At 66.9% G+C, this 21,020-nt stretch carries 22 protein-coding genes; 17 read left to right on the forward strand and 5 right to left on the reverse strand.

The genetic code is table 11. The annotated features are described in order from the left end of the window. Positions 1-139: 139 nt before the first annotated feature. Together AC07ZS_RS04735 and AC07ZS_RS04740 are read right to left on the reverse strand one after the other, a co-directional pair. Positions 140-622 (reverse strand): A24 family peptidase, encoded by a 483-nt coding sequence (locus AC07ZS_RS04735; RefSeq protein ID WP_494797481.1) that lies wholly within the window; start codon positions 620-622, stop codon positions 140-142. A gap of 31 nt (positions 623-653) precedes the next feature. Continuing rightward, on the reverse strand, positions 654-845 hold the full coding sequence (locus tag AC07ZS_RS04740; protein ID WP_494797482.1) for a Flp family type IVb pilin: 192 nt from the start codon (positions 843-845) through the stop codon (positions 654-656). A 639-nt stretch (positions 846-1,484) separates the two neighbouring features. Between AC07ZS_RS04740 and AC07ZS_RS04745 the strand changes: the two genes are divergently transcribed. The 5 genes from AC07ZS_RS04745 to AC07ZS_RS04765 are packed head-to-tail and all read left to right on the forward strand — an operon-like array spanning position 1,485 to position 6,835. Next, positions 1,485-2,144 (forward strand): GntR family transcriptional regulator, encoded by a 660-nt coding sequence (locus AC07ZS_RS04745; RefSeq protein ID WP_494797483.1) that lies wholly within the window; start codon positions 1,485-1,487, stop codon positions 2,142-2,144. Beyond that, the gene (locus AC07ZS_RS04750) at positions 2,141-3,472 is read left to right on the forward strand and encodes a malonyl-CoA decarboxylase domain-containing protein (RefSeq protein ID WP_494797484.1); all 1,332 of its coding nucleotides are present in this window, start codon (positions 2,141-2,143) and stop codon (positions 3,470-3,472) included. Before AC07ZS_RS04745 ends, AC07ZS_RS04750 begins: the two co-directional genes overlap by 4 nt. Positions 3,473-3,503: 31 nt before the next feature. Beyond that, entirely contained in the window at positions 3,504-4,490 is a 987-nt protein-coding gene (locus AC07ZS_RS04755; protein WP_494797485.1) for a Bug family tripartite tricarboxylate transporter substrate binding protein, read from the forward strand. Then, positions 4,487-5,254: an enoyl-CoA hydratase/isomerase family protein gene (locus AC07ZS_RS04760; protein ID WP_494797486.1), complete on the forward strand. Its 768-nt coding sequence runs from the start codon at positions 4,487-4,489 to the stop codon at positions 5,252-5,254. The genes AC07ZS_RS04755 and AC07ZS_RS04760 overlap by 4 nt, the downstream gene beginning before the upstream one ends. Before the next feature lie 30 nt (positions 5,255-5,284). Further along, positions 5,285-6,835: a malonate--CoA ligase gene (locus AC07ZS_RS04765; RefSeq protein ID WP_494797487.1), complete on the forward strand. Its 1,551-nt coding sequence runs from the start codon at positions 5,285-5,287 to the stop codon at positions 6,833-6,835. Between the two features lie 290 nt (positions 6,836-7,125). Here the strand turns inward: AC07ZS_RS04765 and AC07ZS_RS04770 are convergent, their stop codons facing one another. After that, positions 7,126-7,569 (reverse strand): universal stress protein, encoded by a 444-nt coding sequence (locus AC07ZS_RS04770; RefSeq protein ID WP_494797488.1) that lies wholly within the window; start codon positions 7,567-7,569, stop codon positions 7,126-7,128. A gap of 147 nt (positions 7,570-7,716) precedes the next feature. On the opposite strand from AC07ZS_RS04770, the gene AC07ZS_RS04775 reads away from it, so the two are divergent. From AC07ZS_RS04775 to AC07ZS_RS04815, 9 genes are all read left to right on the forward strand, one after another. Beyond that, a complete protein-coding gene (locus tag AC07ZS_RS04775; RefSeq protein ID WP_494797489.1) occupies positions 7,717-10,023 on the forward strand; it encodes a heavy metal translocating P-type ATPase in 2,307 nt (768 codons plus the stop codon). Between the two features lie 9 nt (positions 10,024-10,032). Next, entirely contained in the window at positions 10,033-10,170 is a 138-nt protein-coding gene (gene ccoS, locus AC07ZS_RS04780; protein ID WP_204735344.1) for a cbb3-type cytochrome oxidase assembly protein CcoS, read from the forward strand. Between the two features lie 81 nt (positions 10,171-10,251). Further along, complete coding sequence (gene ccoN / locus AC07ZS_RS04785; RefSeq protein WP_494797490.1) at positions 10,252-11,697, forward strand: cytochrome-c oxidase, cbb3-type subunit I; 1,446 nt, start codon at positions 10,252-10,254, stop codon at positions 11,695-11,697. A 10-nt stretch (positions 11,698-11,707) separates the two neighbouring features. After that, entirely contained in the window at positions 11,708-12,334 is a 627-nt protein-coding gene (ccoO, locus tag AC07ZS_RS04790) for a cytochrome-c oxidase, cbb3-type subunit II (protein WP_494797491.1), read from the forward strand. A gap of 19 nt (positions 12,335-12,353) precedes the next feature. Continuing rightward, the gene (locus AC07ZS_RS04795; RefSeq protein WP_494797492.1) at positions 12,354-12,521 is read left to right on the forward strand and encodes a cbb3-type cytochrome oxidase subunit 3; all 168 of its coding nucleotides are present in this window, start codon (positions 12,354-12,356) and stop codon (positions 12,519-12,521) included. Then, positions 12,518-13,444 (forward strand): cytochrome-c oxidase, cbb3-type subunit III, encoded by a 927-nt coding sequence (gene ccoP, locus AC07ZS_RS04800; protein WP_494797493.1) that lies wholly within the window; start codon positions 12,518-12,520, stop codon positions 13,442-13,444. The genes AC07ZS_RS04795 and ccoP overlap by 4 nt, the downstream gene beginning before the upstream one ends. Positions 13,445-13,538: 94 nt before the next feature. After that, on the forward strand, positions 13,539-14,912 hold the full coding sequence (ccoG, locus tag AC07ZS_RS04805; RefSeq protein ID WP_494797571.1) for a cytochrome c oxidase accessory protein CcoG: 1,374 nt from the start codon (positions 13,539-13,541) through the stop codon (positions 14,910-14,912). Between the two features lie 30 nt (positions 14,913-14,942). After that, positions 14,943-15,242, forward strand: a complete 300-nt coding sequence (locus tag AC07ZS_RS04810; RefSeq protein ID WP_494797494.1) for a FixH family protein — start codon at positions 14,943-14,945, stop codon at positions 15,240-15,242. A 1-nt stretch (position 15,243) separates the two neighbouring features. Next, entirely contained in the window at positions 15,244-15,477 is a 234-nt protein-coding gene (locus AC07ZS_RS04815; protein WP_494797495.1) for a hypothetical protein, read from the forward strand. Here AC07ZS_RS04815 and fnr read toward each other — a convergent pair. Beyond that, the gene (fnr, locus tag AC07ZS_RS04820; RefSeq protein WP_494797496.1) at positions 15,455-16,174 is read right to left on the reverse strand and encodes a fumarate/nitrate reduction transcriptional regulator Fnr; all 720 of its coding nucleotides are present in this window, start codon (positions 16,172-16,174) and stop codon (positions 15,455-15,457) included. The genes AC07ZS_RS04815 and fnr overlap by 23 nt on opposite strands. Positions 16,175-16,329: 155 nt before the next feature. On the opposite strand from fnr, the gene hemN reads away from it, so the two are divergent. Beyond that, positions 16,330-17,709: an oxygen-independent coproporphyrinogen III oxidase gene (hemN, locus tag AC07ZS_RS04825; RefSeq protein WP_494797497.1), complete on the forward strand. Its 1,380-nt coding sequence runs from the start codon at positions 16,330-16,332 to the stop codon at positions 17,707-17,709. A 4-nt stretch (positions 17,710-17,713) separates the two neighbouring features. Next, positions 17,714-18,385, forward strand: coding sequence for a sulfite exporter TauE/SafE family protein (locus AC07ZS_RS04830; protein ID WP_494797498.1), 672 nt, complete (start codon positions 17,714-17,716; stop codon positions 18,383-18,385). 15 nt (positions 18,386-18,400) lie between these two features. Here the strand turns inward: AC07ZS_RS04830 and AC07ZS_RS04835 are convergent, their stop codons facing one another. Then, the gene (locus AC07ZS_RS04835) at positions 18,401-19,333 is read right to left on the reverse strand and encodes a DMT family transporter (RefSeq protein ID WP_494797499.1); all 933 of its coding nucleotides are present in this window, start codon (positions 19,331-19,333) and stop codon (positions 18,401-18,403) included. Positions 19,334-19,649: 316 nt separating this feature from the next. On the opposite strand from AC07ZS_RS04835, the gene aceA reads away from it, so the two are divergent. Further along, positions 19,650-20,981, forward strand: coding sequence for an isocitrate lyase (gene aceA / locus AC07ZS_RS04840; RefSeq protein WP_382325238.1), 1,332 nt, complete (start codon positions 19,650-19,652; stop codon positions 20,979-20,981). The last annotated feature ends 39 nt before the right edge of the window (positions 20,982-21,020 follow it).

The raw sequence follows: 21,020 nt of genomic DNA on the forward strand, positions 1-21,020 counted from the left end.
GGCGGGAGGGGCTTGCGGCTGAGCATCCACGCGTAGCCGATCAGCAGCAGGGCCAGCAACACCAGGACGGTGGCGATGATCTTGGAAAATCGGATCATGGTGACGGGCTCCGGAACAGGGGTCGGTGGTCTCGGGCGGTTCAGCCGCCCGGGCGCCAGACCATCCAGGCGATGGTCGCGACGCCGAGGTAGGCCGCCAGGGGGATCGGACGAGGGCACGCGCCGCCGCCGCCGGGGCGGCCTGACAGCGCCAGGGCCAGGCGCGGCGCCAGCGGCCAGCGCTGCAGAGCGAGCCAGAGCAGGCCGTGCAGGCCGGCCAGCAGGCTGGCAGCGACCCAGATCGGCAGCAGGGGCGGCAGGCCCAGCCACAGGCCCAGGGCGCCCGCGAACTTCACGTCGCCCGCGCCCATGAGCCCGAAGGCATAGAAGCAGAGCAGGCCGCCGAAGGCCGCGGCACCGCCGACCAGGGCCTGCGGCCAGGTCAGGCCGAAGGGCTGCAGGTCCAGGGCCAGGGCCGCCAGGGCCAGCACCATGCCCGCCAGCACCAGCCAGTTGCGCACACGGCGCTGCACACCATCCTGGACGATGGCGGTCAGCAGCCAGAGCAACAGGACCAGTTTCATGGCGGGCGGCCTGGGTGGAGCGGTGGGCCGATCAGGGCGTCGTGGCGCCGGTGGTGGCCACCGTCTTCACGTGCGCAAAGATCGCGTTCAGGGTGCCCTTGACGCCGGTGTCGCTGTTGAACACGGCGAGCAGGATGACGGCCATGAGGCCGGCGATGATCCCGTACTCGATGGCGGTGGCGCCTTCTTCGTCGCGCAGGAATCGGGTGATGTGTGCTTTCATGATGAACTCCTGTAGTGAAAACTGGATTGAGAACTTTGGATCGACTGTCAATTGATCGGCATCGCCGTTCGGTTGGAAATGAGGCCCTTGGTTTTCATCGCCGGTCGTTTGTTCGGCGAAGGGCAGATGGGTCGTTTCGATAATTCAACCTCCTTGCACGAAAGCCAATCGATTGGCACGCCTGAAAAAATCCAACATTCCCTACACGATTCCAGGCGATAACCCGGAGGCGCGCGGTGGTACTGCGTTTCCACCGGGGGTCCGTCTCGGCGGGCCGAACTCCAGACGGATTCACTTCGATCTGGGAATGCTATCGGCGTGGTGATTTGATAATGAAGCGAAGTTAGGGGTTTGCACCGCCTATTAATTGGGTTTGATGCAATCGCCGTGAGTTTTTTCGCGGCTATTGATCGGGCGTTGAGAACTAATTCTGACCGAATGGTTTTATTCGATGCAATGACGATCAGGGCCGTGCCGGTCGCGATGCAAGAATTTGCATTGAAAGCTGCTTGGCATTGCACCGATGGGGCTGGGGAGGCGGCGCGGCGCCGGCACCGTCTGCGGGTAAGCCCGGGTGTCGGCCTGCAGATTGCCTGCCTTAGAATTACGCGTAATTACAGATAATTTTGAGAGAACGCGGTGCTCAACTCCCTGCATGACGAAGTGGCCACGAAGCTGCGCGAGCGCATCTTCGCGGGGGTGCTCGCCCCGGGCAGCTTCGTCGACGAACCCGCGCTTTGCACGGAGCTGGCCATCTCGCGCACCCCCTTGCGCGAAGCCTTGAAGGTCTTGACCGCCGAAGGCCTGGTGCGGCACGAGCCCCGGCGCGGCTGTTTCGTGCGCGAGGTCACCGAGCGCGACCTGGACGAGATCTTTCCCGTCATCGCGCTGCTCGAAGGGCGCTGCGCCTTCGAGGCCGCGAACAACGCGAGCGATGCCGACCTGGCCGCCCTGGAGGTGTTGCACGAGCGGCTCAACCGCAGCGCCCGCGCGTGCCTCATCAACGAGTACTACGAGATCAACTTCGCGATCCACGAGGCCATCATCACCCTGGCCAACAACCGCTGGCTGGCCCAGGTGATCGGCGACCTGCGCAAGATCGTCAAGCTCGCGCGCCTGCAGCAGTTGCACGCGCCGGGGCGGCTGAACCAGAGCCTGTCCGAGCACATGGCCGTGTTCGCGGCGCTCAAGGCGCGCGACGCCGAAGGCGCCGAAGCCGCCATGCGCACCCACCTCACGCGCCAGCGCGTGGCCCTGCGGGAACTGGCCCGCAATCAGACATCGAGGCTTTCGGCATGACCCCACCCGACTGGTTGACGCAAGGCGTCTCCCTGCTGCGCCCGGCCGCCAAGGCCACCGGCCCGCGTTCGACGCAGGAGCGGCTCGATGCCACCTTGCGGCACGACGAAGAGGCCATGTCGCCGCGCATGCTGCGCCAGTCGCTCAAGGCCCTGCAGGCCATCGTCGATCCGATGGTCAGCGAGGTGGAGGGCGGGCGCCGTGCGCAGGCCATGATGGACTGGTACGCCAGCGCCTCGCCGCCGCACCGGCGCGACCTGTGGCTGCTCATGAGCGAGCGCTTCGTGGCCGACCCCCAGCGCGTCAAGAAGGCGCAGGCCCAGTTCGCGGCGGCGGTGGGCACGCCCGACGAGGCCGCGGCCGAGGTGCTGTACCGCCGCGCCACCGTCTCGCCCCGGCGCCGCCTGCTGCAGCGCTTCAGCGCCAACCCCGACGGCGTGCGTTTCCTGGTGGACATCCGCGCCGAGCTGCAGCCGCTGCTGCGCAGCGACAAGCGCCTGTTCGCGCTGGACGTGGAGATGGAGTACATGTTCTCCACCTGGTTCGACGTCGGCTTTCTCGACCTGCGCCGCATCACCTGGGATTCGCCGGCTTCGCTGGTGGAAAAGCTCATCAAGTACGAGGCGGTGCACGACATCCGCAGCTGGGACGACGTGAAGAACCGGCTGGACAGTGACCGCCGCTGCTACGGCTTCTTCCACCCGCGCCTGCCCGAGGAGCCGCTGATCTTCGTGGAAGTGGCGCTGATGAACGAGATCGCCGCCAGCATCACGCCGTTGCTGGACGAGTCGGCCGCGCCGGCTGACCTGGGCAAGGCGACCACCGCCATCTTCTATTCGATCAGCAACACGCAGACCGGCCTCAAGGGCGTGAGCTTCGGCGACTCGCTCATCAAGCGCGTGGTGGAAACGCTCAAGCAGGAGTTCCCGCGCCTCAAGACCTTCGCCACGCTCTCGCCCATTCCGGGCCTGCGCGCCTGGCTCTCGAAGAACGCACCGGCCGATCTTCTGAAGGCCTGGGAGCGGGTGGACGAGCTGGCGGAGAACGCCCCCGAGCGCCGCGCGCTGCTGGGCTGGGCCGCGCGCTACCTCGGCGACGAGTTGAACGAAGGCCGGCCGCTGGACCCGGTGGCCCGCTTCCACCTGGGCAACGGTGCGCGGGTCGAGCGACTGAACTGGGCCGCCGACCCCTCGGCCAAGGGGCTCAAGCAGTCCCACGGCCTGATGGTGAACTACCTCTACGATCTCAAGCGACTGGACAAGCACCGCGCCTCGCTCGCGCAGGGAAAGATCCCGATAGCCGCGGCCATCAAGGACCTCTATCTTTGACGCCGCCATTTCAACCACAGGAGACAACAGCATGACCGAGAGCCTGAATCGACGAGACATCCTTCGCACGGCCGTGGCCGGCGCCGCCCTCTACGCCACGGCGGGCCATGCCCAGTCGACCTGGCCCACCAAGCCGGTGACCCTGATCGTGCCGTTCCCCGCCGGGGGCGGCACCGATGCGTTCGCCCGGCCCATGGCCGCGCAGTTCGCGCGGCTCTCGGGCAAGAGCCTGGTGATCGACAACCGGGGCGGTGCGGGCGGCACGCTGGGCGCCAGCATCGCGGCCAAGGCCGCGCCCGACGGCTACACCCTGTTCATGGGCGCGGTGCACCATGCGATCGCGCCCAGCATGTACCCCAAGCTCGACTACGACATCGACAAGGACCTGGTGCCGCTGATCCTGGTGGCCAGCGTGCCGCAGGTGGTGGTGGTCAACCCCAAGCGCGTGACCTCGGCCAACTTCAAGGAGTTCCTCGCCCTGGCCAAGGCCAACCCGGGCAAGCTCAACTACGCCTCCGCCGGCAGCGGCACCTCGCACCACCTGGCGGGCGAGCTGTTCAAGCAGCAGACCAAGACCTTCATCACCCACATTCCCTACCGCGGCGCCGGCCCGGCGCTCAACGACCTGATCGCCGGCCAGGTGGACGTGATGTTCGACGGCCTGGGTTCGTCGGCCGCGCACATCAAGGGCGGGCGCATCAAGGCACTGATGGTGTCGGGCAAGCAGCGCAGCCCGGCCTTGCCGGACGTGCCCTGCGCGGCCGAGATGGGCCTGCCGGACTACAACGTGACCACCTGGTACGGCGTGTGGGCGCCCAAGGGCACGCCGGCGGACGCGCAGAAAGGCGCGATCGATGAAATCCGCAAGGCCGTGAGCACGGACGAAGCGAAAGCGGTCTGGGCCAACCAGGGCGCGGAATTCGCCAACGTGAGTGGCCCGCAGTTCGATGCCTTCGTCAAGGGCGAAATCCAGAAGTGGGCGCAGGTGGTCAAGGCCTCGGGCGCGACGCTCGAATGACGGGGCGGGTACACCTGACGATGGATCACGCGCTGGCGCGCGTGACGCTGTCCCATCCGGGCAAGTTCAACGCCATGTCGCGCGCGATGTGGCGCGAGCTGAAGTCGGTCTTCACCGGCTTGCAGGCGCGCACCGACCTGCGCGGCGTGATCGTGGCGGGCGAAGGCGGTCACTTCTGCGCCGGGGGCGACATCGCCGAGTACCCGGGCTTTCGCTTCGAGGCCGACCAGCTGCGCGACTTCCACGAGAACGACGTGTGGGGCGGCCTGGGTGCCATGCTGGCCTGCGACCTGCCGCTGCTGGCGCAGATCGAGGGCAACTGCATGGGCGCGGGCGTGGAGATCGCGAGCTGCTGCGACATCCGCGTGGCCGGCAGCGGCGCGCGATTCGGCGCACCCATCGCCCGCCTGGGCTTTCCCATGGCCCCGCGCGAAGCCCAGCTGGTGGCGCGCGAGGCCGGCCTGGCGACCGCGCGAGAGATGCTGCTGGAAGCCGCCGTGCTCGGCGCCGACGAGATGAAGGCGCGCGGGTTCCTGCACGCCGTGTTGCCCGACGCCGAGGTGGCCGCCGATGTGCAGGCCCGCGCGCAACGCGTGGCGCGCCTGGCGCCGCAGGCCGCGCGCCTGAACAAGCAGACCCTGCGAGCGCTGGGTGAGGGCCGGCCGGTGGAGGCGGTCCTCGAGCGCGCCTACGATTACGCCGACCAGGCCGAACACCGCGAAGGCATCGCGGCCTTCCTGGCCAAGCGCCAACCCGTTTTCTGAATCCCTTTTCCTTCGTTGCGTTCCCACACCATGAACCACAACCTGTACGCCGCGCTGCGCGCGGCTTTTCCCGCCGACCTGGACAGCACCGCCGTGGAAACCGTGGGCGGCGCGCACGCCGACCTGCGCTACTCCTGGCGGGACTTGGACCGCGCCAGCGCCATGATGGCCAACCTGCTGGATGCGATGAAGCTGCCCGAAGGCTCGCGCATCGCGGTGCAGGTGGAGAAGTCGGTCGAGGCGCTGATCCTGTACCTGGCGACGCTGCGCGCGGGCCATGTGTTCCTGCCGCTCAACACGGCCTACCAGGCCGGCGAGATCGAGTACTTCATCGGCAACGCCGAGCCCGCCGTGGTGGTGTGCAGCCCGGCCAACTTCGGTTGGGTGTCCAAGATCGCCTTCAAGGCCGGCACGCGCCACGTGTTCACGCTGGGCGACGATCGCAGCGGCAGCCTGCTGGAGCGGGCCGCGCACCACAGCGCCGAGCACACCCCGGCGCACAGCCGCGCCGAAGACCTGGGTGTGATCATCTACACCAGCGGCACCACCGGCCGCAGCAAGGGGGCGATGCTGTCGCACGGCAACATGCTGAGCAACGCGCGCGTGCTGCGCGAGTACTGGGGCTGGAAGCCGGGCGACGTGCTGATCCACACGCTGCCGATCTTCCACGTGCATGGGCTGTTCGTGGCCATCCACGGCGCGCTGATCAACGGCAGTCCCATGTTGTGGCTCAACAAGTTCGAGCCGCGCGCGGTGCTGGAGCTGTTCCCGCGCGCGACGGTGTTCATGGGGGTGCCCACGCTGTATGTGCGCCTGCTGGCCGAGCCGGGCCTGACGAAGCAGCAGGTGGCGCACATGCGCCTGTTCATCTCGGGTTCGGCGCCGTTGCTGATCGAGACCTTCGAGGATTGGAAGTCCCGCACCGGCCACACCATCCTGGAGCGTTACGGCATGAGCGAGACGGTGATGATCACCTCCAACCCGTACGCGGCGGATGCGCGTTTCGGCGGCGCGAGCGAGCGGCGCGGCGGCACGGTGGGTTTTCCCCTGCCGGGCAACGAGTTGCGGGTGGTGGACGAGGACACGAAGTCGGTGCCGGTGGGCGAAATCGGTGCGATCCAGGTGCGCGGGCCCAATGTGTTCAAGGGCTACTGGCGCATGCCGGAGAAGACGGCCGAGGAGTTCACCGCCGACGGCTTCTTCAAGACAGGGGATGTGGGGCGCATCGACGAGCGGGGCTATGTGAGCATCGTGGGGCGCAGCAAGGACCTGATCATTTCCGGGGGCTACAACGTCTACCCGGCCGAGATCGAGGGTTACATCAACGAGATGCCGGGTGTGGCCGAGAGCGCGGTGGTGGGGGTGCCGCACCCGGACTTCGGCGAGGTGGGGGTGGCGGTGGTGATCACCAAGCCGGGGGCTTCGGTGAAGCCCGAGGAGGTGCTCTCTTCCCTCAAGGCGCGGCTGGCCAACTTCAAGATCCCCAAGCGCTGTGTGGTGGTGGCTGAACTGCCGCGCAACACCATGGGGAAGGTGCAGAAAAACCTCTTGCGGGATCAGTACAAGGGCCTGTTCGCCTGACGGTTTTCTCCGGCCACAGCGGTCCTCGGCGACCGGGGTGGCCGGCTCCGCTCATGTCCCCCGAACCGGCTTCGCCGGTTCTCCTCCTTTACTTCGCTGCGCCGGCCACCCCGATCACCGAGGCCCTATAGGCGTGCCCACATGAGTGGGCCTACGTGCTGGCAGGAGACAGGGTCACTGGGCTCTGCGCAGCGGGGTAAAGGAGGAGACCCGGCGAAGCCGGGTCGGGGGACACCCGCGGAGCAGAGCCCAGTGACCCTGTCTCCCGCGAGGTATCACCCCAAAAAACGTCAGCGCAGAACCAACACAGGAATGTGCGAATGCGTCAGCACCTGCTGCGTCTCACTGCCCAGCAGCAAGCGCTTGATACCCCGACGCCCATGCGAAGCCATCACGATCAGATCGCACTTGTTGCGCTTGGCCGCCGCGATGATCGCCTCGGCCACCAGATCGGACTTCACCGTCACCGGCTTGACCTTCACCTCGCGCAACTGCCCGGCCGACTTCACCGCATTCACCGCGACCAAAGCCTCGTCCAGCCATTGCTTCTCGATGCGGGCCACCTCGGCCGCCGCCAACGCCACACCGCCCTCGAAATAGGTTTGCGGGTAACGTGGAATCACCTTGAGCGCCACCACCTCGGCACCGGTCAGATCGGCCAGGTTCAGGCCATGCTCCACCGCTTTCTGCGACAGCTTCGAGCCGTCGGTCGCCACGAGAATTCGCTTGTACATTGTGGATCTCCTTGTGTGGTTGAACTCGGAAGCCCCAGCGTAACAAAGCATGGGCTTCAGGTGTTGACCTATGTCAATGGCCCGAAACACGGCGTGGAATACGCTCACGACATGACTCCGGCAGCCTCAGCACTTGTGGCAAGGCACGTGCCTGCCCCTTCGCCCTCGACGGGCGAGGAGGCACCGCCGCGCGCCGACTGGCTCGGCACGCACCGCGGCGCCCTCACGGTCACCGACGACTTCGCCATCCTCGACGACCCCGTCGAGCAGGAAACCTTCACCCGCAGCCTCGCGCCCGAAGGGGAGGCCGAATCCGTGCTGGTCGTGCAGGGCATGTACTGCGCCGCTTGCGCCGACACCGTCGAATCGGTGCTGCAGAACCTGCCCGGCGTGCAACGCGCCCAGGTCCACGCGGCCACCCGGCGCCTCACCCTGCGCTGGGACCCGGCGCTCACGCACCTCTCCAGCCTGGCCCGCGCGCTGGGCGAGACCGGCTACCGCCTGCTGCCCATGCAGCACGCCCTCTCCGTCAGCGAGCGCCTGCGCGAAACCCGGCAGGCGCTGTGGCGCCTCTTCGTGGCCGGCTTCTGCATGATGCAGGTGATGATGTACGCGTGGCCCGCCTACGTGACGGCGCCCGGCGAGATCCCGCCCGACATCACCCAGCTCCTGCGCTGGGCCAGCTGGGTGATCAGCCTGCCCGTCGTGTTCTTCGCCAGCGGCCCCTTCTTCGCCAGCGCCTGGCGCGATCTGAAGCACGGCCGCGTGGGCATGGACACCCCGGTCTCCATCGGCATCCTCGTGACCTTCATCGCCAGCTCGGCCGCCACTTTCGACCCCAGCGGGCCCTGGGGCGAAGAGGTCTGGTTCGACTCGCTGACCATGTTCGTGTTCTTCCTGCTGGGCGGGCGCTACCTCGAGCACAAGGCGCGCGACCGCACGGCCGGCGCGCTCGACGGCCTCATGAACCGCCTGCCCGAGGTCTGCGAGCGGCAGAAACCCGGCGGCGGCTACGAATCCGTCTCGCTGCGCCGCCTGCGGGTGGGCGACACCGTGCGCGTGCACGCCGGCCAGGCTTTCCCGGCCGACGGCGAATTGCTCGACGACCGCGCCACGGTGGACGAAGCCCTGCTGACCGGCGAGTCGCACCCGGTGTCGCTCCAGGCCGGGCAGGGCGTGGTGGCCGGCAGCTTCAACCTCGGCGGCCCGGTGCGCGTGCGCGTCGACCGCATCGGCCCGGACACGCGCTTCGCCCAGATCGTGAAGCTGATGGAGCGGGCGTCCACCGAGAAGCCCCGCCTGGCCGTGCTGGCCGACCGCATCGCCGCGCCGTTCCTCGTTTTCGTGCTGCTCGCGGCCGTGGGTGCCGGCTTCTACTGGTGGCAGATCGACCACACGCAGGCCCTCGCGGTGGCGGTGGCGGTGCTCATCGTCACCTGCCCGTGCGCGCTGTCGCTGGCCACGCCGGCGGCCATGCTCGCCTCGGCCGGTGCGCTGGCGCGGCGTGGCGTGCTGGTGCGCCGGCTGCAGGCCTTCGAGGCGCTGGCGGGCATCGACGCCGTGGTGTTCGACAAGACCGGCACGCTGACGCACGATCGCCTGGCGCTGCACGAGATCCGCACCCGGGCGGGCCTGGACCGCGCGCAGGCGCTGGCGCTCGCCGGTGCCCTGGCCGAAGGCTCGCTGCACCCGGTGTCGCGCGCGATCTCGCGCGAGACCAAGGAAGCCGGGGTTGATCTCGCGCCGCTGGCCGGCCACACCGAGCGGGCGGGCCAGGGCATGCAGGCCCTGCGCCCCGACGGCAGCTGGGTGCGCCTGGGGTCGGCGGCCTTTTGCGGCATCGATCCCCCGGCCGCCTTGAGCGCCGGGGCGCCGGCCGTTCACCTGGCCGACGCGCAGGGCTGGCTGGCCAGCTTCGAGCTGCAGGAAGGCCTGCGCGACGACGCGGCGGCCGCAGTGGCCGCGCTGCGTTCCCTGGGCGTGCAGACCTGGCTGCTGTCGGGCGACCGCGAGGCGCCCGCGCAGCAGGTGGCCGCGGTGGTGGGCGTGGACCACGTGATCGCGGGCGCCTCGCCCGAGCAGAAGCTGGCCGAGATCACGGCGCTGCAGGCGCGCGGCCTGAAGGTGGCGATGGTGGGCGACGGCCTGAACGACGGCCCGGTGCTCGCGCGCGCCGACACCTCCTTCGCGCTGGGCCATGCGGCGCCGCTGGCGCAGTCGCAGTCGGACTTCATCGTGCAGGGCGGCAAGGTCATGGACGTGGTCCGCACCCTGGGGCAGGCGCGCGCCACGCTGCGCACCGTGCGGCAGAATCTGCTCTGGGCCGGCGCCTACAACGTGGTGTGCGTGCCGCTGGCACTGATGGGCTATATGCCGCCCTGGCTGGCTGGCCTGGGCATGGCGGCCAGCTCGCTGCTGGTGATCGGCAACGCCCTGCGCCTGGCCCGGCAATGAAAGCTTTCGATGGACATCCTCTACCTTCTGATCCCCCTGTCCGTGCTGCTGGTGTTCGGCATCATCGGCGTGTTCTGGTGGGCGCTCCAGGCGGGGCAGTTCGACAACATCGAGCGCGAAGGCGAGCGCATCCTCAAGGGGGATTGAGGGCGCGCTTGACGTAGGTCAAGGCGGGACAGGAACTTCTTGCGCACACTGGCGGCAGTGACATTGGCAAGGAGTATGTGTATGTCCGTGACCAACAGGGCCAGCCAGTCGGCGGTCTACAACGACAAAGTCGTTCGGCAGTTCGCCATCATGACGGTGGTCTGGGGTGTGGTGGGGATGCTGGTGGGCGTGATCATCGCCGCCCAGCTGACCTGGCCGGCGCTCAACCTGGGGATCGAGTGGCTGTCCTACGGCCGCCTGCGGCCCCTGCACACCAACGCGGTGATCTTCGCCTTCGGCGGTTGCGGCCTGTTCGCGGCCAGCTACTACGTGGTGCAGCGCACCTGCCAGGTGAGGCTGTTCGGCGGGCAGCTCGCCGCCTTCTCCTTCTGGGGCTGGCAGGCGGTGATCCTGCTGGCGGTGGTCTCGCTGCCGCTGGGCATGACCTCCGGCAAGGAGTACGCCGAACTGGAGTGGCCGATCGACGTGCTCATCACCCTCGTCTGGGTGGCCTACGCGATCGTGTTCTTCGGCACCATCGGCGTGCGCAAGGTGCGCCACATCTACGTGGCCAACTGGTTCTTCGGCGCCTTCATCCTGGCCGTGGCGGTGCTGCACATCGTCAACAGCGCCGCGCTGCCGGTGGACCTCTTCAAGAGCTACTCGGCCTACGCCGGCGTGCAGGACGCGATGGTGCAGTGGTGGTACGGCCACAACGCCGTGGGCTTCTTCCTCACCGCCGGCTTCCTCGGGATGATGTACTACTTCATCCCCAAGCAGGCGGAGCGCCCGGTGTACTCGTACCGCCTGTCCATCGTGCACTTCTGGGCCCTGATCTTCACCTACATGTGGGCCGGCCCGCACCACCTGCACTACACCGCGCTGCCGGACTGGACGCAATCGGTGGGCATGGTGTTCTCGCTCATCCTGCTCGCGCCCAGCTGGGGCGGCATGATCAACGGCATCATGACGCTCTCGGGCGCCTGGCACAAACTGCGCGACGACCCCATCCTGCGCTTCCTGATCGTCTCGCTCTCGTTCTATGGCATGTCGACCTTCGAGGGTCCGATGATGTCCATCAAGACGGTCAACGCGCTCTCGCACTACACCGACTGGACCATCGGCCACGTGCACTCCGGCGCGCTCGGCTGGGTGGGCCTGGTGACCATGGGCTCCATGTACTACCTGATCCCGCGCCTGTACGGTCAGAAGAAGATGTACTCGGTGCCCGCCATCGAGCTGCACTTCTGGATCGCCACCCTGGGCATCGTGCTCTACATCGCCGCGATGTGGATCGCCGGTGTGATGCAGGGCCTGATGTGGCGCGCCGTCAACCCCGACGGCAGCCTGACCTACACCTTCGTCGAATCGGTCAAGGCCACCTTCCCGTTCTACGTCATCCGCCTGCTCGGTGGCGTGCTGTACCTGGCCGGCATGGGCGTGATGCTCTGGAACACGGTGATGACCGCGCGCAACGGCCGCGTGGAAGACGTCCGCATTCCCGCTCTCAACCCCGCCCACGCCTGAGGAGCCGAACATGGCCGACAACAACAAACCCCAGGGTTTCACCCACGAGCGGATCGAGACCAACAACTTCCTGATGATCGTGCTCATCGTGCTGGTGATCGCGGTTGGCGGGCTGGTCGAGATCGTCCCGCTGTTCTTCCAGAAGTCCACCACCCAGCCGGTGGAGGGCCTCAAGCCCTACAGCGCGCTGCAGATCGCCGGGCGCGACGTGTATGTGCGTGAGGGTTGCTACAACTGCCACTCGCAGATGATCCGCCCCTTCCAGGCCGAGACGCTGCGCTATGGCCACTACTCGGTGGCGGGCGAATTCGTCTACGACCGGCCCTTCCAGTGGGGCAGCAAGCGCACCGGCCCCGACCTGGCCCGCGTGGGCGGCCGCTACAGCGACGAATGGCACCGCATCCACCTGAACAACCCGCGCGACCTCGTGCCCGAGTCCAACATGCCGGCCTACCCCTGGCTGGAGAAGAAGACCGTGAACGAGGCCGGCCTGCCCAAGCGCATGGAAGTGCTGCGCACCCTGGGCGCGCCTTACACCGACGAGGAGATCGCCGCATCGCCCGCCGACGTGAAAGGCAAGACCGAAATGGAAGCCCTCATCGCCTACCTGCAGGTGCTGGGCACCGCGATCAAGTGAGCGCCAAGGAGAACCCGACATGGACATCAATGACCTGCGCAGCGCCGTCACCGTGATCAGCCTGATGACCTTCCTGGGCATCGTGGGCTGGGCCTGGGCCCGGCGCAACCAGTCCCGCTTCGACGAGGCAGCGATGCTGCCGTTCCAGGACGAGGCTCCCACCGACAGCACGAAAGAACCGTCATGAGCGACTTCACCAGCGAATTCTGGAACTGGTACGTGGCCGTGCTGACCGTGGTCAGCATCATCGCCTGCCTGATCCTGCTCTGGATCAGCGGCACCACCAAGGTCAAGGCCACGGCCGACAACACCACCGGCCACGTGTGGGACGGCGACCTGCGCGAGATGAACAACCCGCTGCCCAAGTGGTGGGTCTACCTCTTCATCATCACCTGCGTCTTCTCGATCGCCTACGGCCTGCTGTACCCGACCTTCGGCAAGTACCAGGGCCTGCTGGGCTGGTCGTCCGACGGCCAGCACAAGGCCGAAGTGGCCAAGGTCGAGAAAGCCATCGCACCGATCTACGCGCAGTTCAATGGCATGACGCCGCAACAGCTCGCGGGCGATGCCTCGGCCATGGCCATCGGGGAGCGCCTGTTCATGAACAACTGCGCCCAGTGCCACGGCTCGGACGCGCGCGGCGCGCGCAGCTTCCCCAACCTGACCGACCGCGACTGGCTCTGGGGCGGTGAACCCGATGCGATCAAGGCCACCATCACCAATGGCCGCAACGGCGTCATGCCACCCATGGCCGCCGCCGTGGGCTCGCCGGACGACGTGCGCAACGTCGCCCACTTCGTGCTCAGCCTCTCGGGCAGCCCGCACGACTCGGTGCGCGCCGCGCTGGGCCGCGCCGGCTTTGCCGCCTGTGCCGCCTGCCACGGTGCGGACGGCAAAGGCAACACCGCCATGGGCGCCCCCAACCTGAGCGACAACACCTGGCTGCACGGCTGGGGTGAAGAAGCCGTGGTGCGCGCCATCACCAAGGGCTTCACCAACCAGATGCCGGCGCAGGCCGGCAAGCTCAACGCGGACCAGATCCACGTGCTGAGCGCCTATGTCTGGGGCCTGTCCAACAAGGCCGGTGCCACGGCCACTGCCGGCAACTGATCGATCTGCACTTGTTTCCCAGCCAGCCCACGTGACCATTCCGTCCAGCAAGCCCAGAGCCAGCATTCCCATCGTCCCCGTCGATGACGAGACGATGGTGTCCCTCTACGCGTCGCGCGAGAAGATCCAGCCGCGATCGGTCCAGGGCCTGTTCGCCAACTGGCGCTGGGTCATGGTCTGGATCACGCAACTGGTGTTCTACGGGCTGCCGTGGCTGGAGTGGAACGCGCGCCAGGCCGTGCTGTTCGACCTGGAGGCGCGCCGCTTCTACATTTTCGGGCTGGTGCTCTACCCGCAGGACTTCATCTACCTCACCGGCCTGCTGGTCATCTGCGCCTTCGCGCTGTTCCTGTTCACCGCCGTGGCCGGCCGGCTGTGGTGCGGCTTCGCCTGCCCGCAGACGGTCTACACCGAGATCTTCCTGTGGATCGAGAAGAAGGTGGAGGGCGACCGCTCGGCCCGCCTGCGGCTGGACCAGTCGGCCATGTCAGCGGGCAAGATGGGCAAGCGTTCGCTCAAGCATGCGCTGTGGATCGCCTTCTCGCTCTGGACCGGCTTCACCTTCGTCGGTTACTTCACGCCCATCCGCGAGCTGGGCGCTTTGTCGGTGGCCGCCGCGCTCGGGCCCTGGCAACTGTTCTGGATCTTCTTCTACGGCTTCGCCACCTACGGCAACGCCGGCTTCCTGCGCGAGCAGGTCTGCAAGTACATGTGTCCCTACGCGCGTTTCCAGAGCGCGATGTTCGACCGGGACACCATGATCGTCACCTACGACACGCGGCGCGGCGAGCCGCGCGGCCCGCGCTCGAAGAAGGCGGACCCCAAGGCCCTCGGTCTGGGCTCGTGCGTGGACTGCACGCTGTGCGTGCAGGTGTGTCCCACCGGCATCGACATCCGCAACGGCCTGCAGTCCGACTGCATCGGCTGCGCGGCCTGCATCGACGTGTGCGACGACGTGATGGACAAGGTGGGCTACCCGCGCGGGCTGATCCGCTTCTCCACCGAGAACGGCCTGGACAACGGCTGGAGCACGCGGCAGATGCTGCGGCGCGCCTTGCGGCCCCGGGTGCTGATCTACACCGCGATCCTGGGCGCCATCACCCTGGCCGTGGGTCTGAGCCTGTTCCTGCGCACTCCCTTGAAGGTGGACGTGATCCGCGACCGCGGCGCCCTGGCCCGCATGGTGGAGCAGGGCCGCATCGAGAACGTGTTCCGCCTGCAGATCATGAACGCCACCGAGTCACCGCAGCGCTACGCCATCGGCGTCTCGGGTCTGCCGGGCATCGCGCTGGATTCGAGTGCCGAGGTCGAGGTGCTCTCCACCGAGGTGCGTGCGGTGGCGGTGCGGGTGCAGATCCCACCCGATGCCGCGAGCCCCGGCTCGCACCCGATCCATTTCGACATCCGTGCCATCGGCGACGAATCGATCCACGTCTCCGAAAAGGCGGCCTTCCTCGTGCCGCGCTGATCCGACCCACCTTCCCGAAGGAGCTCTCTCATGAACCCGTCCAGCTCTCCCGCCGTGGCAGCCCCTGTGCCGCCGGTGTCCTGGTGGCGCGTGCCGCACATGTGGCTGGTGGTGGGCGGCCCGCTCGTGGTGGTGGTGGCCAGCCTCATCACCGCCTTCATCGCCGTCAACAACGCCGACCCGGTGCTCGACAAGGCCGTGTTCGAGCGCGACCGCGAAGCCGCCCAGGCTCTGGAAGGGCAGGCCAAGGCGCAAGCCCTGATCAAGCTGCAGCCCGCGCACCAGGCGCGCAACCACGCGGCCTCGCCGGTGGTGCCGAAGGAAGAATGACATGAGTGCCCGCCACTGGATGGCCATTGCCTGGCCGGCTTTCCTGCTCGCGGCGGTGCTGGAGATGATCGTCTTCGCCGTGGTGGACCCCGGTGACCTGCACGGGCTCAGCGGCGAGCCCTTGGGCTGGACGCGCCTGGCGGTCTACACCGTGTCGTTCTTCGTGTTCTGGGCCGTGACGGCTGCGGCGAGCGCGCTCAGCCTGATGCTGGCTATCCGCAGGTCTGGGGATTGACGATCTGGCGCAGGCCGTCGGTGTTCTTGATGTGCACGTAGCGCTGCTTCACATCGATGATGCCGTCCTCCACGAACTTGGAGAAGGTGCGGCTCACCGTTTCGAGCTTCATGCCCAGGTAGCTGCCGATTTCCTCGCGCGTCATGCGCAGCACCAGTTCGGACTGCGAGAAGCCGCGCGCATGCAGGCGCTGCACCAGGTTGAGCAGGAAGGCCGCCAGGCGTTCTTCGGCGCGCATGCTGCCCAGCAGCAGCATCACACCGTGGTCGCGCACGATCTCGCGGCTCATGATCTTGTGCACGTGGTGCTGCAGGGTGGTGAACTCGCGCGAGAGCTCCTCGACCTGGTCGAACGGCATCACGCAGACCTCGGCATCTTCCAGCGCGACCGCATTGCACGAGTGGTGATCGCTCACGATGCCGTCCAAGCCGATGATCTCGCCCGTCATCTGGAAGCCCGTCACCTGGTCGCGGCCGTCGGCTGTGGTCACGCAGGTCTTGAAGAAACCCGAGCGCACCGCATACAGCGACGTGAACTTGTCACCCACATTGAACAGCGAAGTGCCGCGCTTGATGCGGCGGCGCTTCGAGATCACCTTGTCCAGCTTGTCCATCTCGTCGGGATTCAAGCCCATGGGCAGGCACAGTTCGCGCAGGTTGCAACTCGAGCACGCGACTTTGATGGTTTGAGCGTCCATTAGAGAAAAGTCCGGGTTCGCAAAAGGTTACAGCATACCCCCCAATGGTGTCGAACCCCCATAGGCGCAGCGGATCAGTTCACCACCTTTTGACCAGGATCAAGGGAAAACCGATCAGTCTGTCGCACAGTGAAGGCCTTGATGGAGATCCGATCTTGAGCCACGCCATTTCTGAGGAGCTTCTGCGGCGCTTTGACGTGCCGGGGCCGCGCTACACCTCTTACCCCACCGCCGACCGGTTCGTGGAGGCGTTCACCGAGAACGACTACGTGCAGGCCCTGGAGCAGCGCCGCGCGGGTTCCATGGCGCTGCCGCTGTCCCTGTACGTGCACATCCCGTTCTGCGAATCGGTCTGCTACTACTGCGCCTGCAACAAGGTCATCACCAAACACCATTCGCGCGCGGCCGAGTACCTGCACTACCTGGCGCGCGAGGTCGAGCTGCAGGTGGCGCACCTGGGGCCGGGCCACAGCGTCTCGCAACTGCACCTGGGCGGCGGCACGCCCACCTTCCTGTCCGACGCCGAGCTCGAAGCCCTCATGGCCATGCTGCGGCGCCATTTCAAGCTGGTGGCCGGCGGCGAGTACTCGGTGGAGGTGGACCCGCGCACCGTGACCGAAGAGCGCCTGAAGACCCTGGCCCGCCTGGGCTTCAACCGCCTGAGCTTCGGCGTGCAGGACTTCGACCCCGCCGTGCAGAAGGCCGTGCACCGCGTGCAGCCCGCCGAACAGGTGTTCGAGCTCGTCGCCGCGGCGCGGCGCATCGGGTTCGAGTCGGTCAACGTGGACCTGATCTACGGCCTGCCGCTGCAGACCCCCGCGTCCTTTGCGCGCACGCTGGCGCAGGTGAACGAGCTGCGGCCCGACCGCATCGCGCTCTACGCCTACGCGCATCTGCCCTCGCGCTTCAAGCCGCAGCGGCGCATCTCGGCGGGTGACCTGCCCAGCGCGGGCGACAAGCTGGGCATGCTGTCGATGTCGCTCGACGCGCTGATCGACGCCGGCTACGTCTACGTGGGCATGGACCATTTCGCGCTGCCCAACGACGCGCTGGCCGTGGCCAAGCGCCAGGGGCGCCTGCACCGCAACTTCCAGGGCTACAGCACGCAGCCCGACTGCGACCTGATCGCGCTTGGCGTGTCCGCCATCGGGCGCATCGGTGCCACCTACAGCCAGAACGCGAAGACGCTGGAGGAATACCGCGACCTGCTCGACCAGGGCCGGCTGCCCATCGTGCGCGGGCTGGCGCTCACGCGCGACGACCTGCTGCGCCGCGCCGTGATCATGGCGCTCATGTGCCAGGGCGAAGTGCAGTTCGAGTCGATCGAACTCGGGCACCTGATCGACTTCAAGACCTATTTCGCGCGCGAACTCGACGTGCTCGAAGGCCTGGCTGCCGAAGGCCTGGTGCGCCTGAGCCCGGGCGGCATCCAGGTCACCGAGGCTGGGTGGTTCCTGGTGCGCGCCATCGCCATGGTGTTCGACAAGAACCTGCAGGTCGACCTTGACCGCGCGCGCTTCTCGCGCATCATCTGAGGCCATGCAAACCTCCATGGCGATCACGGCGCTCTTCATGGGCCTCGTGGGCGGCCCGCACTGCGTGGCCATGTGCGGCGCGGCCTGCGCCGGCATCGGCCGCGCGGCCGGCGCGCGCAGCACCCAGGCCCTGCTCGGTTTTCAAGTGAGCCGCATGGTGGGCTACGCGCTGTTCGGCGCCTTCGCGGCCGGCTCGGTGCAAGGCCTGGCCTGGCTGGGCACCAACACCGCCGTGCTGCGGCCGGTGTGGACCATGTTCCATGTGGCCGCGCTGCTGCTCGGCGCGGTGCTGCTCTGGCGCGCCAGGCAACCCGCCTGGATCGAGAACCTCGGGCAGCAGGTGTGGCGCCGTGCCCGGCCCGCCATGGTGAAACTGGGGCCGCGCGCACCCATGGTGCTGGGCGTGGCCTGGGCGCTCATGCCCTGCGGCCTGCTGTATTCGGCATTGCTGGTGGCCTCGCTCTCAGCCAACGCGCTGGAAGGCGCGGCCATCATGGCCCTGTTCTCGATCGGCACTTCGGTCTCGCTCACGGCCGGGCCGTGGCTGCTGCTGCGCCTGCGCGGCGCGCGTTCGGGCGGCTGGGGCATCCGCCTGGCCGGGCTCGCCCTGGCGCTCACCTCGGGTTGGGCGCTGTGGATGGGCATCATCCAGCCCACCGGGCTGTGGTGCCTTTGACGGGCCTCTGAGCGCTCAGGCCTTGGGCGCCGCGCGGCCGGGCAGGGTGGCCAGCACCAGGCCGAGCAGGGCGATGCCAAACGCCACACCCTGCAGGAACGTCAACCGCTCGCCCATGAACAGCACACCGATCGCCGCCGCGCTGATCGGCAGCATCACCGTGAACACGCCGGCCTGGGAGGCGGGCACCTTCTTGAGCCCGGTCATCCACAGCCACACCGTCCACACGCTGGCGGCCAGCGCGTAGAACACCAGCAGGCCCCAGACGGGCAGGGCGACCGTGGAGAAATCGAACGTCCACGCCGCCCACAGGCCGAACGGCGTGACCAGCGCGAAACCCCAGAGGTTGATGACGGCCGAGATGCGCTTGGGGCCCAGGCCTTCGGTGAGGTGCTTGCCGATCACCACGTAAGAGGCCTCGCACACCACGGCGGCGAACACCAGCAGGTTGCCCAGCAGCGCCTTGCTGATACCGAACGGGCCGGTGGTGTCGGCCACCACCGCGCCGGCATCCACCTTCTGCAACGAGAACAGCCCGATGCCCAGCGCCGCGCAGGCGATGCCCGCCACGCTGCGCCAGCCGATGCGCTCGCGCAGGAACAGCCAGCTCAGCAGGGCCACCACGGCCGGGATCGACGACATCACCACGCCCGCGGCCACGGCGGTGGTCATGCTCACGCCGAACAGCATGCAGATGGAGAACAGGAAGTTGCCCAGGAACGATTCGAGGAACAGCAGGCCGCGCGTGCGAGGCGACATCGGCGGTTCGTCGGCCGGTTTCTTCAGCCAGTTCCACATCGCCAGGCCGCCGATGCCAAAGCGCAGCCAGGCCAGCAGGAACACGGGGAACACCAGCACCAGCGGCTTGGAGAGGGCCACGTAGCTGCCCACCAGCGACATGCTTAGGGCCAGGCACGCATAGGCCCACCAACGGTTCGGGGAATTCACGGTTTTTGACGTGTGTGCACGAAAGTGGGTCGCATCATGCCTGAAGCGCTGAAGGCCATTTCGGGATGGGAGATGTTTGTTTTGCAATATGAAAACACGAATTGTTGCGATGCAAGAAAATTTCTCAATGCAAGAAAATGATTTCTACATTGAGAAATTTGAATAAAAGAATGTTGAAAAATAACAAGAAATTTTTTCTCTTATATAAGACATAAGAGCTTTCAAAACTCTTCTATAAGACTTAAAGTCTTCTCAACGGCACCGCGTTTGCATGCAAGCCAGCCGCCCCGATCCATCAACCTCACGGAGTATTCAAATGCCGCAATCCCTGACCGAGCAACTGAGCCGCGCCCAACAGATCGAAGCCCTGGAAAAAGACTGGGCGACCAACCCGCGCTGGAAGGGTGTGAAGCGCGGCTACTCCGCCGCCGACGTCGTGCGCCTGCGCGGCAGCATGCAGATCGAGCACACGCTGGCCAAGCGCGGCGCCGAGAAACTGTGGGACAAGGTCAACGGCGGCGCCAAGAAGGGCTATGTCAACGCCTTCGGCGCCATCTCCGCCGGCCAGGCCATGCAGCAGGCCAAGGCTGGCCTGGAAGCCGTGTACCTCTCGGGCTGGCAAGTCGCCGCCGACGGCAACACCTCCGAAACCATGTACCCCGACCAGTCGCTCTACGCCTACGACTCGGTGCCCACCATGGTTCGCCGCATCAACAACACCTTCAAGCGCGCCGACGAAATCCAGTGGGGCCGTGGCATCGAGCCGGGAAGCCCTGAATTCATCGACTACTTCCTGCCCATCGTGGCCGACGCCGAAGCCGGTTTCGGCGGTGTGCTCAACGCCTTCGAGCTGATGAAGAACATGATCGCCGCCGGTGCCGCTGGCGTGCACTTCGAAGACCAGCTGGCCGCCGTGAAGAAGTGCGGCCACATGGGTGGCAAGGTGCTCGTGCCCACGCAAGAGGCTTGCGAGAAGCTGATCGCTGCGCGCTTCGCTGCCGACGTGATGGGTGTCTCCACCATCGTGCTGGCCCGCACCGACGCCGAAGCCGCCAACCTGATCACCAGCGACCACGACGCCAACGACAAGCCCTTCCTGACCGGCGAGCGCACGCAAGAAGGTTTCTACCGCGTCAAGAACGGCCTGGAGCAAGCCATCAGCCGCGGCGTGGCCTATGCCCCGTACGCCGACCTCGTGTGGTGCGAAACCGGCGTGCCCGACATCGGCTTCGCCCGCGAATTCGCGCAAGCCGTGCAAGCCGCTTGCCCCGGCAAGCTGCTGTCGTACAACTGCTCGCCCTCGTTCAACTGGAAGAAGAACCTCAACGACAAGCAGATCGCCTCGTTCCAGGAAGACCTGGCTGCGCTGGGCTACAAGTACCAGTTCATCACGCTGGCCGGCATCCACATCAACTGGTTCAACACCTTCCAGTTCGCCCACGCGTATGCCCGCGGCGAAGGCATGAAGCACTACACGGAAATGGTGCAGGAACCCGAATTCGCCGCACGCGACAAGGGCTACACCTTCGTGTCGCACCAGCAGGAAGTGGGCGCGGGTTACTTCGACGACGTGACCACGGTGATCCAGGGCGGTTCTTCGAGCGTGAAGGCGCTGACGGGATCTACCGAGGAAGAGCAGTTCCACTGAGTTGAATCCCTCGCGAAGAGGAGACAGAAAGAGAAAGCC

It is taken from the genome of Hydrogenophaga sp. GW456-12-10-14-TSB4, assembly GCF_059424305.1.

Excerpts from the sequence above, each read along its gene's own strand:
- ccoN (WP_494797490.1), top strand. The coding sequence starts at position 10,252 with ATGTCCGTGACCAACAGGGCCAGCCAGTCGGCGGTCTACAACGACAAA.
- fnr (WP_494797496.1), bottom strand. The coding sequence starts at position 16,174 with ATGGACGCTCAAACCATCAAAGTCGCGTGCTCGAGTTGCAACCTGCGC.
- AC07ZS_RS04735 (WP_494797481.1), bottom strand. The coding sequence starts at position 622 with ATGAAACTGGTCCTGTTGCTCTGGCTGCTGACCGCCATCGTCCAGGAT.
- AC07ZS_RS04795 (WP_494797492.1), top strand. The coding sequence starts at position 12,354 with ATGGACATCAATGACCTGCGCAGCGCCGTCACCGTGATCAGCCTGATG.
- AC07ZS_RS04770 (WP_494797488.1), bottom strand. The coding sequence starts at position 7,569 with ATGTACAAGCGAATTCTCGTGGCGACCGACGGCTCGAAGCTGTCGCAG.
- AC07ZS_RS04750 (WP_494797484.1), top strand. The coding sequence starts at position 2,141 with ATGACCCCACCCGACTGGTTGACGCAAGGCGTCTCCCTGCTGCGCCCG.
- aceA (WP_382325238.1), top strand. The coding sequence starts at position 19,650 with ATGCCGCAATCCCTGACCGAGCAACTGAGCCGCGCCCAACAGATCGAA.
- AC07ZS_RS04760 (WP_494797486.1), top strand. The coding sequence starts at position 4,487 with ATGACGGGGCGGGTACACCTGACGATGGATCACGCGCTGGCGCGCGTG.
- AC07ZS_RS04830 (WP_494797498.1), top strand. The coding sequence starts at position 17,714 with ATGCAAACCTCCATGGCGATCACGGCGCTCTTCATGGGCCTCGTGGGC.
- ccoS (WP_204735344.1), top strand. The coding sequence starts at position 10,033 with ATGGACATCCTCTACCTTCTGATCCCCCTGTCCGTGCTGCTGGTGTTC.
- ccoO (WP_494797491.1), top strand. The coding sequence starts at position 11,708 with ATGGCCGACAACAACAAACCCCAGGGTTTCACCCACGAGCGGATCGAG.
- AC07ZS_RS04810 (WP_494797494.1), top strand. The coding sequence starts at position 14,943 with ATGAACCCGTCCAGCTCTCCCGCCGTGGCAGCCCCTGTGCCGCCGGTG.
- AC07ZS_RS04765 (WP_494797487.1), top strand. The coding sequence starts at position 5,285 with ATGAACCACAACCTGTACGCCGCGCTGCGCGCGGCTTTTCCCGCCGAC.
- AC07ZS_RS04815 (WP_494797495.1), top strand. The coding sequence starts at position 15,244 with ATGAGTGCCCGCCACTGGATGGCCATTGCCTGGCCGGCTTTCCTGCTC.
- ccoG (WP_494797571.1), top strand. The coding sequence starts at position 13,539 with ATGGTGTCCCTCTACGCGTCGCGCGAGAAGATCCAGCCGCGATCGGTC.
- AC07ZS_RS04740 (WP_494797482.1), bottom strand. The coding sequence starts at position 845 with ATGAAAGCACACATCACCCGATTCCTGCGCGACGAAGAAGGCGCCACC.
- AC07ZS_RS04755 (WP_494797485.1), top strand. The coding sequence starts at position 3,504 with ATGACCGAGAGCCTGAATCGACGAGACATCCTTCGCACGGCCGTGGCC.
- ccoP (WP_494797493.1), top strand. The coding sequence starts at position 12,518 with ATGAGCGACTTCACCAGCGAATTCTGGAACTGGTACGTGGCCGTGCTG.